Consider the following 12273-nt stretch of genomic DNA (forward strand, 5'->3'; position numbering starts at 1 on the left):
ACCGTCGGCCAGCCCTTTTGGCAAACTGATGGCAACCAATTGTTTCAATCTCGGGCCATTGTTAGCTTTTGGAAATAGATGCTCGTTCCTACGTCCAAAGGAGATTCGATGAGCATCAGGTCGCTCTTGTCCAGAGCCGTTTCGGGAGGGCGTCGGAGAGTTGTCGCCAGGCCGCTCGCCGCGGTTTTCCTGAGTGTCGTGGTAATCGCCGCGGTCGGTGGAAACGGCACGGCGTTCGCGGCGGACGACCCGCCCTTCGCGCAGTATCAGGAGGCGCACGCCAACTGCGACGTCAACCACCGGCTCAGCGACGACCCGATCGTCTTTCCCGGTCTGCCCGGTGCGTCGCACAACCACACGTTCATCGGCAACCCCACCACCAACGCCAACTCCACCCCGCAGTCCCTGGTCGGTGGGGCCACGTCCTGTCAGGACACCCTCGACGCGTCCGGTTACTGGTTCCCGACGCTGTCGCAGAACGGCGCGCCGGTGCCGAACAGCATCGTCACCGTGTACTACAAGTCCGGGGTGAAGGACTACCGCACGGTCAAGCCTTTCCCAGCCGGGTTCAAGCTGCTCGTAGGGGACGTGAAGACGCCGGACGCGGCGCACTTCGGGGGCAGCTGGTCGTGCACCGGCTACAAGGGCACCGACTGGCCGGCCTCCTGCCCCTCCGGGTCGTCCCTGGTCGTGCGCCTCAAGGCGCCGAGTTGCTGGGACGGCGTGCACCTGGACGTGCCCGACCACAAGTCGCACATGGCCTGGCCGGTGAGCGGGGTCTGCCCGGCCGACCACCCCGTCCCGCTGCCGATGCTGGAGATCAAGCTCCCGTACAAGCTGGCGGGCACCAGCACCGCCGGCCTGGCATATTCCTCGGGGGCCAGCTACTCATTCCACTACGACTTCATGAACGGGTGGAATGCGGCCCGCCAGGCCTATGTCGTGGCCTACTGCATCAATGGGGGTCGGCAGTGCAACGGTTACGGTGAGGACCCCAAGAAGCCGTAGCGGTCAGGTGGCGTCGATCGTGGCCGGTGCTCCGTGTCGAGCGGGAGTCGCCCGGCCACGATCGGCCGCGTCCGGAGGCGGCCGGCCCCGGCGCCACGACCATCCGCCGCCCGTCAGCGTATTCATGCTGATCAATCAGATTTCATTGACATCCGTGGTCGGCAGGGTTAAGAGTGAGTGACGTCGGAGAGCGCTCTCTTGCGAGTTGGGCCCGAAGCAGTGAGCTGTCGGTCCCGCCGCCGCCACCCCGAAGGAGTACCGATGAATCGGACTCTCGCCCCGTCCCTCACCCCGTTGTCCCGAGCCGGGCGTGGCCGCCGCCTCGCGGCCCTCGGCAGCGCACTGCTCCTGCTGCCCGGCGCGTACCTGGCGATCCTGGCGCCGCCGGCCGACGCCGCCGACGCGCTGCTGTCCCAGGGGCGGCCGGTCACCGCCTCGTCGACCGAGTCCGTGGCGTTCCCCGCCTCGGCGGCCGTCGACGGCAACGCCGGCACCCGCTGGTCCAGCGCGTTCAGCGACCCGCAGTGGCTACGGGTCGACCTGGGTGTCTCCGCCACCGTCAGCCGGGTGGTGCTGCGCTGGGAGGCCGCCTACGCCCGCGCGTTCACCATCGAGACATCGCCCACCGGCACCGACACCTGGACGACGATCCACACCACCACGGCCGGCACGGGCGGCGTCCAGGACCTCGCGGTCACCGGCACCGGCCGTTTCGTCCGGATCAACACCACCCAGCGCGCCACCCAGTACGGCGCGTCGCTGTGGGAGTTCGAGGTCTACGGCAGCACCGGCCCGCCGCCCACGACCCCGCCGCCGACGACCCGGCCGCCCACGACCCCGCCGCCGACGACCCGGCCGCCCACGACCCCGCCGCCCGGCGGCGCGACGCTGCTGTCGTACGCCAAGCCGGCGGTCGCGTCGACCAGCCAGAACGACGGCGCGTGCTTCGGCTGCACGCCGGACAAGGCGTTCGACTACGACCCAGCGAGCCGCTGGGCGACGAGTCCCACAAACGGCTGGGTCGACCCGGGTTGGATTTACGTCGACCTCGGCGCCACCGCCACCGTGACCCAGGTCGTGCTGCAGTGGGATCCCGCGTACGCCAGGTCGTACCAGATTCAGGTCTCGCCGAACGCGTCCACCTGGACCACCGTCTACTCGACCACCACCGGGAAGGGCTTCAAGGAGACCATCGACGTGACCGGCACCGGTCGGTACGTGCGGATGTACGGCACCGCCCGCAGCAGCCAGTACGGGTACTCGCTGTGGGAGTTCAAGGTGTACGGCACCGGCGGCAACCCCACCCCGCCGCCGACGATGCCTCCCGACCCGACGTTCCCGGCCACCCGGCTCGTGTTCGCCGACGAGTTCAACGGCGCCGCTGGCGGCAAGCCCGACCCGACCAAGTGGACGATCGATACGGGCACCGGCCAGAACAACGAACTCCAGTACTACACGAACAACGACAACGCCAGCCTGGACGGCGCCGGCTCACTCGTCATCGAGGCCCGCCGGGAAACCGTCAACGGCCGCTCGTACACCTCGCACCGGATGAACACCGGCAGCAAGTTCCAGGTGCAGTACGGCCGGATCGAGGCCCGCATCCGGGTGCCGAAGGGCAACGGGCTCTGGCCGGCGTTCTGGATGATGGGCGCCGACTTCCTCAGCGGGCGGCCGTGGCCGTACAACGGGGAGGTCGACATCATGGAGGTCCTCGGCCGCAACACGCTGGAGGCCTACTCGACCCTGCACGCGCCGGCCTACAACGGCGGCAACGGGTACGGCCAGAAGTACCCGTCACCGGGCGGGGTGGACCTCTCCGGCGGCTTCCACGTCTGGTCCGCCGAGTGGGACAGTCGCGGCATCACCTTCAAGATCGACGGGCAGACGGTCTTCGTCGCCAGCAAGGCCACGGTCGAGTCGACCCGTGGGCCGTGGGTCTTCGACCACCCGTTCTACCTCATCCTCAACCTCGCCGTCGGCGGCGACTTCCCGGGACCGGTGGACGGCACCACGCCGTTCCCGTCGCGGATGCTCGTCGACTACGTCCGCGTCTACCAGTAGCCCGGCCCGGAAGGAGTCCTCGTGTCCCTGCCAACATCTCCGACACCGGCTCGCGGGCAGCTGCGTACCGCCGTGCTCGCCGTGGCGCTCGTCGCCATGCTCGGCGGCTACCTGGTCGCCACCGGCATCCGGGCCGACGCCGCCGACCCCCTGCTGTCCCAGGGCAGACCGGCGACGGCGTCCTCCACCGAGAACGGCGGCACGCCGGCCGCCAACGCCGTCGACGGCGACAACGGCACCCGCTGGGGCAGCGCGTTCAGCGATCCGCAGTGGCTGCGGGTCGACCTCGGCGCCACCGCGACCGTCAGCCGGGTGGTGCTGCGCTGGGAGGCCGCCTTCGCGCGGGCCTTCACGGTGCAGACCTCGGCCGACGGCACCGCCTGGACGACCGTCTACAGCACCACGACCGGCTCCGGCGGCGTACAGGATCTCGCCGTCTCCGGCAGCGGCCGGTACGTCCGGGTCAACGCGACCCAGCGGGCCACCCAGTACGGCGTGTCGCTGTGGGAGTTTCAGGTCTACGGCGGGGGTGGCGCTCCGCCGCCGACCAGGCCGCCCGGCGACGTCGTCCGGGTCGCCGAGTTCCTCGCCGACTGTCCGTTCAGCCACCGGCTGCCGGACGACCCGATCGTCTTCCCGGGCCTGCCCGGCGCCTCGCACATGCACAGCTTCTTCGGCAGCAGGGTGACGAACGCGTACACCACCGTGAACGACCTGCTCAACGCCAACAGCAACTGCAATCCCTCGGTAGACACCTCGTCCTACTGGATCCCGACCTTCTATGTCGACAACCAGCCGGTCGAGCCGTCGATCGCCACGTTCTACTATCTCGGTGAGGGCGTCCGCCCGGACGTGACCGCGCGGATCCAGCCGCTGCCGCTGGGTCTGCGCATCGTCGCCGGGAACGCCAAGGCGACCGCGCCGGAGCAGAGCATCGCCCGGTGGTCCTGCCTGCACCATGGCGAGGTACCCCCGTCGAAGAACTTCGTCAGCTGTCCGGCCGGCAGCATGATCGAGTCGTACCTGGACTTCCCGCAGTGCTGGGACGGGGTGAACCTGGACTCGACCAACCACCAGAGCCACATGGCGTACCCGGTGAACAACGACTGCCCGGCCAGCCACCCGGTGCCCGTGCCGAAGCTGCGCCAGGTGATCCGGTACCCGGCGAACGGTGACACGGCCCGCTTCCGGCTCGCGTCCGGTGCCGGCTACACGATGCACGGCGACTTCTTCAACGCCTGGCCGGTGGCGGAGATGGAGCGCCGGGTACGGGACTGCATCCGCCCGATCATCAAGTGCGGCGTCAGCGGGACGCCGTGACGGTCGTACCTCCTCGCCGGCCCGGCACCGGGCCGGCGAGGCTGTCCGCCCTGCTTGCCGGGCTGCTGCTCGCCCTCGTGCCGGCGGCCGGCTGCGCCACCGGGCCGGCCACGGAAAGGGCCGCGCCGGCCTCCGTCGTGTCGACCCCGGCCACGGCGACGCTCGGCGGCACCGACGTGGCCTGGATCCAGTTGATGATCCCGATGAACGAACAGGTGCTCAAGGCGCTCGACCTCGTACCCGGGCAGACCACCGACGAGCGGATCCGGGACCTGGCCGGGCGGATCGCGGCGGGCCGGCGCGCGGAACTCGACGACCTGAGGCGGCTGCGGGGCAACGCGGGGCTCCCGGCGGTCAACCAGCACGAGGGGCACGACCTGCCCGGCATGGTGATCCCGGCCGACCTCGTCGTGCTGCGCTCACTGCGCGCCGCGGCGTTCGACCGCGCCGTGCGGGAGACCCTGCGTGAGCATGTGGAGCAGGGCGCGCGGCTCGCGGACGCCGAACAGACCAACGGGGCCGATCCGGAGACCCGGCGGCTCGCGGAGCGGATGCGGCACACCCGGGTCACCGAACTCGGCTGGCTCAGGCGGACGACGGCCACGCCGTGACCCTGTCCGCCACGTCGGACGCCGGCGGCGACCGCGGGTGGTTCAGGCGTCAGCAGCCACAGGTGTGGTAGAGGATGTCCCAGTGGTTGCCCTCGTCGGTGTAGAGGGTGCCCGACGGGGCCTGTAGCGTTCCAAAACGTCGCGGGACGAGGCGTTCCGGCGCGCTCGAACGAGTCGTCAAGGTGAGCTTGACGCCGTAGGGCGTGGCGGTTCGGTCACCGGGGCGGTTCGACGTTAACCAACTCGGCGTCCAGCAGATCGGCTGCTTCCTCGACGGTGGACACGAACTCTTCCGGTGGGATCCTGGCGACGAAGACCTTGCCCAGGTCATCCGGAAAGGGATGGTCTGGCCGCCAGAACGCGAAGATGATCACTAGGTCGTCGTCCAGGTAGGCGTACTTGGAGACGTTGTCGACGGTCTCGCCCCACTGCATGAACCAGGACTGCTCCCGAAACTCTGTGTCGTCTGCGTGGAGCAGCCGGAAGATCTCCTCCGGTGTGCGGCCCGGGAAGGGACAGGGCTTGACCTCGCGTCGGCGCACCTGCGCCGCGCTCGACCGCATCACGCGGATCAAGTACGGGAGGAAGGCGTAGTTGTCCTCGGTGGTCAGCCTCGTGCCAGCCGCCCACAGGTCGACGACGCGGAGTTGGTGCGGCTCGACCTCGCCGATCTCCACCGCGAACGTGGCCCGGTCACCGAAGCGTCGTGTCATCAGCCCACGGGCGTAGTCATAAGGAAGGCCGTGCCTGACAGGGTGGCTTGCCATCCCTCGGCCAATGCCTTGCGGACAATCGCAGCGACCGCCGACGGGAGAACGGGCACGGCCGACCCACCAATCCAGCCGAGAGCCCTTCTTGACCAACGCCATGACGACCCTCCTCGACGTCAGATGACCGTGCCCGTAGCGTGTCCGATGCGGCGGTCAGTATGGGGCAGCGCGGGACGCCCGATCAGCGAGGCAGACACACCGCGTGCCGCTGCCCCCACAATGTGGCTACGCCCCGTGTAGATCAACGCGATTCTCAAGCTGAGCGTCGGCCGCTGCCCTAGTCACCTTGCTTGGGCTGGAAGTAGCGCTGATTGATCCGTGCAGCGCCGCCGGGTTTCCCAGCCAGAATCTGACGCCCCTGCCAGTCGACGGTCCGCTCATCACTCCAACCTACGCAGAAGTGCAGTCGCCCTCCGGCGTAAAGGTTGCCAGGTTGCCACAGCGTCATCGGTAGCAGATCAACCAAAAGGGCTTGCATGGCGTGAGGGTAGCCGTAGACCCGCCGAGAGGCTGCCGGCCACAGCGAGTGACAGACTGGGAGTCGAGGCCAGCGGAGGCGTGGTCCTGGTGAGCGGATGCCGCTGGGGTTGGGCGGCGACGGTCAGAAGGGACCCGAACGGTTAGAGCAACTCGAGGATGATCCCGTCCTCGGATTCACTGCCTCCTGGGCCGTGTTCGTGGATGATCTCTACGATCATGTCGAACAGCGTCTGCCCTTGGCGACGCTGTGCGTCCCTGAGCCTGGCCTTGATGCTCGCGCGGTGCGATGGGTGGCAGGTGAGGAGGATCTGCTCCAGCCAGCGGGCCGTCGCATCATGACCGAGCGCGATCCGGGAGGAGTCAGAGTTGACCCACTTGAGTACCCATCCGGTCTCGGGGGTACCGAAGCCGCCGCGGAGGATGTCGTTGAAGGCATCGAGGTTTCCGTTCCAGGTGCCGTGGCAAAGCAGCTGCGAGAACTCGCTTACGAAGCCGGCGAAATCGACGAACGTGACTCCGTCGATGACGAGCACGGGAAGGGCATCGCTCTGCTTGGTCACGGGGCAAGTATGGGTGCGACCCCAGCATCCGGATCGGCCGCTGACAAGGAGCGGCGTCCGTAAGCGCACCCGGTTGACAGCCGGACCCGTCTGAGCAGGTCGGGGGCGCCTTAGGCTTAAGGCCACGTCCGAAGGCGTGTTGCAGATCGATGTGGAGCGTTGCGGGTGAGCTTGCTGGAGTCCGCCCAGCGCGCGCCCAGCACAGCCGACGACTGGAGTCGATGGGCCCGAACCGACTGGAGCGCCTACCTCGCCGCCCGGGACCAGGGCCAGATCTAGGTCGACGACGGGTAGCACTCCCTGGCGCACTTGGATGCGATGAACCCCGTCAGCTCGGGGTCGCCCTCGAACCATTCGCGCTGGCGGGGCAGGAGCAGACGGTTGAACCGCCGATGGAGCTCTTTCTCCCGTTGCCGACGTTCTGGCTCGCTGTCTACGGCGATGACGTGCAGCAGCTCCAGGCCGTGGGGGTTGGCGCCGTGGAAGGGTTGCATCCGCTTGTACGGATCTAGGGCCTGACCGATCTTGATGTAGGGGCCGCTGGCGATGAAGTACACGCCGGCGTAGCGGTGCGGCAGGCCGGGGTCACCGAAGTCGCCGAAGACCTCCTGGCTGGCTTCGATCATGGCTTCTTTCGGATCGCTGCCGTACTTGTTGATCACCCGTCGGTATCGGCCGACCAGCCGCTGCCTGTCCTGGTATTCGTCGTAGGTCGTCATCGCATCGATTCTCCCCTGGCGACGCCGGTCGTGACCAGGCCGGTCTGCGCGGTGCCCACAACAGTGGCGAGCTCGTCACCGAGCAGGCTCGCATACCTACTCGGGCCCAGAACAGGTCTCGGCCCGCCAAGATCAGAAAATACCGCAGGGCCTGATTACCGCACCGGCACCGGCTCACTGTGCGGAGTTGTCCTGACACACTCACCTGATTGGCTTGCACTGCGGATCCGTAACTGGAAGGAAAGGCGTCTGCGGCGGCCGCGCTATTCCTTCCGGGAGCACTGTGCTGCCATCGAGGAAAGTGCACGGAAGTTGTTCAGGATTTATGTCCGCGGCGGTCAGGTCCGCGCTGTTCAGCTCCGCGCCGCCCAGGTCTGCGTTGCTCAAGTCCGCGCCGTACAGGCGCGCGGCGGTCAAGCGCGCGTTGCGCAGATTCGCGTTGCGCAGGTCTGCGGTGCGCAGGGTCGCGCCCCGCAGGTCCGCGTCGCTCAAGTTTGCTAGGACCAGGTTCGCGTCGCTCAAGTTCGCTTCGCGCAGGTCCGCGCCGCTCAAGTCCGCTTCGCGCAGGCCGGCGCCGCTGAGGTGGGCGGAGAGCAAGGAGGCGCGGCTAAGGTCGGCTCGAGAAAGGTCGACATGGCCTTCGCCGTCGCGGAGCGGGTCACGGCGTGCAAGCACGGTTAGGGCCGCCTGGATGTCTACAGGCCGAGGGGGGAGTTGCCATACAGGCAAGCTGTTCCGAGTACGGCGGGGTGCCGGCGCGTGGACGCGGATGAACGCGCTGAGGATGTCGACAACCGCCGGTTGGTCATTGGCGGAGTCGCGCATGATGCGTTGCAGGGCGTAGATCGCTCCCAGCCGGACGTCAATCTTTTGCGGGCCGGACTGGCCGAGCTGGTCGACGGCCTTGGTGAACCGATCGGTAATTTGGCCCTGCTCGGCCAGCTGCTGCTGGAGCAGGCCCAGCCGCTGCTGGTTGCCGTTGTAGACGCTCGTCCCGATCAAGCCACCGCCGACCACGAGCACTGACAGAAGGCTCGCTATCGCGGTCCACTTTTGCCACTTGTCAGGCTTCGTGTGCACCTGGCATACCGGAGTCAGCTTCCCCCCAGCTGACGCAACTCCGGACGCGGACAGCCGGCGCGGCAGTACGCGAGGCGGTGCAGCGGCCTTTAGCCGCCGGGACCGCGATTGGCGGTCAGACCCGGCGGGTGGCCACGCTGGCCCGCCTGTTCTCCACGCGGTACGGACAGCGGCGAGGCGAGCACGGAAGGTTTGCACGACTCCATTGGACCCTGCGGCTTCCACCAGTGCTCGCCCACATCAGAGCGCCCCGACTGCAGCGCGGCTGGGACAGCCCGGTGCCGCTGATCGTGACGGCCATCGTCTTCGCCGCCAACATGCTCGGATTGTTCCTGCTGATCGGCTGCCTGCGACCCGCTGCCGCCCCTCCCGCACCAGCGTGGCGAGATGACGATCAGAATCTTGTTTCCCGTACGACCGGAGAACCGCCGCCCAGCCTCAGGTGACCGGCGCAAACCTGCCGGTGATCGTCGGGTGGTTATCGCCGTACGGAATCGGCGTTTTCTGTTGTTGTTCTGGTTTTCTCAGCTGGGGTGACCGACCAGCTGGCGAGGAGTTTGAGGCGGTCCTCGGACGGGGTGCCGGGTTCGGCGGTGTAGATCATCAGGTTGTGCACGGCGCGGCCGGGCAGGGGCAGGTCGAGGTCCTGGAAGGTCAGCTCCAGGTGGCCGACCTCGGGGTGCTGGAGTCGTTTGACGCCGTCGTGGCGGATCAGGACGTCGTGCGCGGCCCACTGGTCGCGGAACTCCTGACTGAGTGTGGACAGCTCGCCGATGAGGTCGCGCAGCGCGCGGTCGCGGGGCTCGCGGGCGGCCTCGGCGCGCAGCAGGGCGGAGGTGGCGTGGCCGGCGGCGGTCCAGTCGACGAAGAAGTCAGGGGAGCCGGGGTCGAGGAAGATGTAGCGGGCGAGGTTGGGGCGCCCACGCTTGTCGGCGGTGGCGCTGGCGAACATCGGCGCGTGCAGGGCCTGGGCCAGAGGGTTGGCGGCGATGACGTCGGTGCGTCCGTTGCGCACGAACGCCGAGGACATCGTCATGGAGTCGAGCATCCATTGGACTCGGGGCGGGACTTCGACGTCGCGGCGACGCGAGGGCGTGCGACTGCCGGCCCGCGAGGACCGGGCCAGGTCGAACAGGTAGGTGCGTTCGTCGTCGTCGAGGCGCAGGGCGCGGGCGACCGCGTCGAGAACATCCTCGGACACGCCGCCGATGTGCCCCTTTTCCAGCCGGGTGTACCACTCGGTGCTCACGCCGGCGAGGACGGCTACCTCCTCGCGCCGCAGCCCGGCGACCCGGCGGCGGGCGCTGGTCGGCAGTCCGGCCTGCGCCGGGGTGATCCGGGCGCGCCGGCTGGCGAGGAAGTCGCGGATCTCGTCGCGGTTCCCGGGCTGCTGGTCCATGTCTTTCACGGTATCCGCTGGTCACGACGCGAAAGGGGTCGAGGCTGTACCCCCATAGGCTCGACCTTCTCCGGTGGCGGGCGTCGCGGTCTGCTGGTGGACATGACGAGCAAGACACAGACAGAACCGACGGTGGCGCTGGGCACGTGGGCCTGGGGAGACAGCGGCGAGGGCGACGGCTACTTCGGCAGCCGGCTCACCGCGGACGGGCTGCGCGAGGTTGTCGAGAAGGCGCAGGCGAACGGGTTTACCCTGTGGGACACTGCGGTGGTGTACGGCATGGGTCACTCCGAGACGGTCCTCGCACAGGCGCTGGAAGGCTACGACCGTGGCGAGTACCAGCTGTCGACCAAGTTCACCCCGCAGGCCGCGGGCGACGGCGGCGATCCGGTGGCGGAGATGCTGGAACAGAGCCTTGACCGATTGCGTACGGAATATGTGGATCTTTATTGGATCCACAATCCCGCCGACGTGGCCCGCTGGACGCCGCAGCTGATTCCGCTGCTGCAGAGCGGCAAGATCAGGCAGGTGGGCGTCTCGAACCACAATCTGGAGCAGATCGCGCTGGCCGACGAGATCCTCGGCGAGGCCGGTTTTCGTGTGGAGGCGGTCCAGAACCACTACAGCCTGCTGTACCGGGGATCGGAGCGCGCGGGCATTCTCGATCACTGCCGCGAGAATGACGTGCGGTTCTTCGCCTACATGGTCCTCGAGCAGGGGGCACTGACCGGACGGTACGGCGTGGCCCATCCGTTGCCGGCCGGCACGAACCGGGCGGCCGCGTACAACGACGTCCTGCCCAAGCTGCAGGCGCTGACCGAGCGGATGCGGGCGATCGGCGCGGACCGGGGCGCGTCGGCCGCCGACGTCGCCACCGCCTGGGCCATAACCAAGGGGACCACGCCGATCATCGGGGTCACGAAGGCCGACTACATCGACGGGTTGGTCCGGGCTCGCGGCATCGAACTCGCCGATGAGGAGATCGCGGAGTTGGAGGCGCTGGCCGACGCCACCGGCGTCGACACGCGCGGCTGGTGGGAACAAGCCATGTAGGCGGCTCTTCGATCAGGAACGAAGTGTGCGCAGGCCGGTGCGGATCTCGCTGACCATGATCTCGGGTTGTTCGAAGGCCGCGAAGTGTCCGCCCCGGCCGGCCTCGCCGTAGTGGATCAGGTTGCCGTAGGTGTCTTCGATCCAGCTTCGCGGCAGGCGGGGGATGTCCTTGGGGAAGACGGTCACCGCGACCGGAAGGGTCAGCTTCGGGCCGGCGAACGTGCTCGAGCGGTTCTCCCAGTAGATGCGGGCGGACGACGCCGCGCTGTTGGTGAACCAGTAGAGCGAGATCGCGTCGAGCATGTCGTCGGTGCCGAGCTCGTCGTCGGTCTTGGACTGGAACTTGTCATAGATCCAGGCCGCCTGACCGGCGGGCGAGTCCGCCAACGCGAATCCGATGGTCTCCGGTTTCGTGCCCTGAAGGTGGTTCGCCCCGCCGAGATCACCGGTGTAGTGGGCGAGGGTCTCCACGGCGTCGCGCTGTTCGGGCGACAAGGTGTCGGGTATGCGGTCGGGAAAGGCGAACTGGGTGTTCAGGTGAATGCCGAGGAGCCCCTCGGGCCGCATGGCCCCGAGGGCGGTGGTGACGGCGGCGCCCCAATCGCCGCCCTGCGCGGCCCATCCGGTGTAGCCGAGGCGTTTCATCAGCTCCGCCCACGCGCTCGCGATGCGCGGCACCGTCCACCCGGTCGTCGCCGGTTTCCCCGAGAACCCGAACCCGGGCAGCGACGGAATGACCACGTCGAACGAATCGGCGACGTCCCCGCCGAACGCGACCGGATCGGTCAGCGGGCCGATCAGCTTCAGGAACTCGACGATCGAGCCCGGCCAGCCGTGCGTGAGGATCAGCGGCATCGCGCCGGGATTGCTGGACCTGACGTGGATGAAGTGGATGTCCAGGCCGTCGATCTCGGTCAGGAACTGCGGGAATCGATTGAGCTCGGACTCGAAACGCCGCCAGTCGTAGCGGTGCTCCCAGTGGTCGGCCAGAGTTCTGGCGTTCTCCAGGCGGACCCCTTGGGACCAGTCGTCCACCGTCTCCGGGTCCGGCCAACGGGTTCGGGCCAGTCGCTGCTTCAGGTCGTCGATCTCGGCGTCGGGGATCGAGACGGTGAAAGGGCGGATCATCGCTTCTCCTTCGTTGCACACTGGTGTGCAGCCTAAGTGATTGCACACCAGTGTGCAATGATGCTCCCGTGCCGGCCGAGT

The 12273-nt window shown here is 68.1% G+C and carries 12 protein-coding genes; 6 read left to right on the plus strand and 6 right to left on the minus strand.

Annotated features, from left to right (window positions below; translation table 11 throughout):
• Nucleotides 1-198 precede the first annotated feature (198 nt).
• From AB0F61_RS06605 to AB0F61_RS06620, 4 genes are all read left to right on the plus strand, one after another.
• The gene (locus tag AB0F61_RS06605; RefSeq protein ID WP_357803974.1) at nt 199-1008 is read left to right on the plus strand and encodes a DUF1996 domain-containing protein; all 810 of its coding nucleotides are present in this window, start codon (nt 199-201) and stop codon (nt 1006-1008) included.
• A gap of 261 nt (nt 1009-1269) precedes the next feature.
• A complete protein-coding gene (locus AB0F61_RS06610) occupies nt 1270-3072 on the plus strand; it encodes a discoidin domain-containing protein (protein WP_357803977.1) in 1803 nt (600 codons plus the stop codon).
• A 21-nt stretch (nt 3073-3093) separates the two neighbouring features.
• On the plus strand, nt 3094-4392 hold the full coding sequence (locus tag AB0F61_RS06615) for a DUF1996 domain-containing protein (RefSeq protein ID WP_357803980.1): 1299 nt from the start codon (nt 3094-3096) through the stop codon (nt 4390-4392).
• The gene (locus AB0F61_RS06620) at nt 4389-5003 is read left to right on the plus strand and encodes a DUF305 domain-containing protein (RefSeq protein ID WP_357803982.1); all 615 of its coding nucleotides are present in this window, start codon (nt 4389-4391) and stop codon (nt 5001-5003) included. The genes AB0F61_RS06615 and AB0F61_RS06620 overlap by 4 nt, the downstream gene beginning before the upstream one ends.
• Nucleotides 5004-5218: 215 nt before the next feature.
• Here AB0F61_RS06620 and AB0F61_RS06625 read toward each other — a convergent pair whose 3' ends face one another.
• From AB0F61_RS06625 to AB0F61_RS06640, 4 genes are all read right to left on the minus strand, one after another.
• Nucleotides 5219-5872 (minus strand): hypothetical protein, encoded by a 654-nt coding sequence (locus AB0F61_RS06625; RefSeq protein ID WP_357803985.1) that lies wholly within the window; start codon nt 5870-5872, stop codon nt 5219-5221.
• A 521-nt stretch (nt 5873-6393) separates the two neighbouring features.
• A complete protein-coding gene (locus AB0F61_RS06630; RefSeq protein ID WP_357803988.1) occupies nt 6394-6813 on the minus strand; it encodes a barstar family protein in 420 nt (139 codons plus the stop codon).
• Nucleotides 6814-7088: 275 nt separating this feature from the next.
• The gene (locus AB0F61_RS06635) at nt 7089-7532 is read right to left on the minus strand and encodes a GIY-YIG nuclease family protein (protein ID WP_357803991.1); all 444 of its coding nucleotides are present in this window, start codon (nt 7530-7532) and stop codon (nt 7089-7091) included.
• A 201-nt stretch (nt 7533-7733) separates the two neighbouring features.
• A complete protein-coding gene (locus AB0F61_RS06640; RefSeq protein ID WP_357803994.1) occupies nt 7734-8612 on the minus strand; it encodes a pentapeptide repeat-containing protein in 879 nt (292 codons plus the stop codon).
• A gap of 278 nt (nt 8613-8890) precedes the next feature.
• On the opposite strand from AB0F61_RS06640, the gene AB0F61_RS06645 reads away from it, so the two are divergent.
• Nucleotides 8891-9058 (plus strand): hypothetical protein, encoded by a 168-nt coding sequence (locus AB0F61_RS06645; RefSeq protein ID WP_357803996.1) that lies wholly within the window; start codon nt 8891-8893, stop codon nt 9056-9058.
• Nucleotides 9059-9090: 32 nt separating this feature from the next.
• Here the strand turns inward: AB0F61_RS06645 and AB0F61_RS06650 are convergent, their stop codons facing one another.
• A complete protein-coding gene (locus AB0F61_RS06650) occupies nt 9091-10011 on the minus strand; it encodes a helix-turn-helix transcriptional regulator (protein WP_357803998.1) in 921 nt (306 codons plus the stop codon).
• Between the two features lie 102 nt (nt 10012-10113).
• Between AB0F61_RS06650 and AB0F61_RS06655 the strand changes: the two genes are divergently transcribed.
• A complete protein-coding gene (locus AB0F61_RS06655) occupies nt 10114-11064 on the plus strand; it encodes an aldo/keto reductase (RefSeq protein ID WP_357804001.1) in 951 nt (316 codons plus the stop codon).
• Between the two features lie 12 nt (nt 11065-11076).
• Here the strand turns inward: AB0F61_RS06655 and AB0F61_RS06660 are convergent, their stop codons facing one another.
• Nucleotides 11077-12192, minus strand: coding sequence for an epoxide hydrolase family protein (locus tag AB0F61_RS06660; RefSeq protein ID WP_357804146.1), 1116 nt, complete (start codon nt 12190-12192; stop codon nt 11077-11079).
• Nucleotides 12193-12273 lie beyond the last annotated feature (81 nt).

The sequence above is a fragment of the Micromonospora sp. NPDC023888 genome (genome assembly GCF_040639415.1).
Classification (GTDB): domain Bacteria; phylum Actinomycetota; class Actinomycetes; order Mycobacteriales; family Micromonosporaceae; genus Micromonospora.

Coding starts and splice junctions, on each gene's coding strand:
- AB0F61_RS06625 (WP_357803985.1), bottom strand. CDS start 5,872: ATGGCGTTGGTCAAGAAGGGCTCTCGGCTGGATTGGTGGGTCGGCCGT.
- AB0F61_RS06650 (WP_357803998.1), bottom strand. CDS start 10,011: ATGGACCAGCAGCCCGGGAACCGCGACGAGATCCGCGACTTCCTCGCC.
- AB0F61_RS06635 (WP_357803991.1), bottom strand. CDS start 7,532: ATGACGACCTACGACGAATACCAGGACAGGCAGCGGCTGGTCGGCCGA.
- AB0F61_RS06610 (WP_357803977.1), top strand. CDS start 1,270: ATGAATCGGACTCTCGCCCCGTCCCTCACCCCGTTGTCCCGAGCCGGG.
- AB0F61_RS06655 (WP_357804001.1), top strand. CDS start 10,114: ATGACGAGCAAGACACAGACAGAACCGACGGTGGCGCTGGGCACGTGG.
- AB0F61_RS06660 (WP_357804146.1), bottom strand. CDS start 12,192: ATGATCCGCCCTTTCACCGTCTCGATCCCCGACGCCGAGATCGACGAC.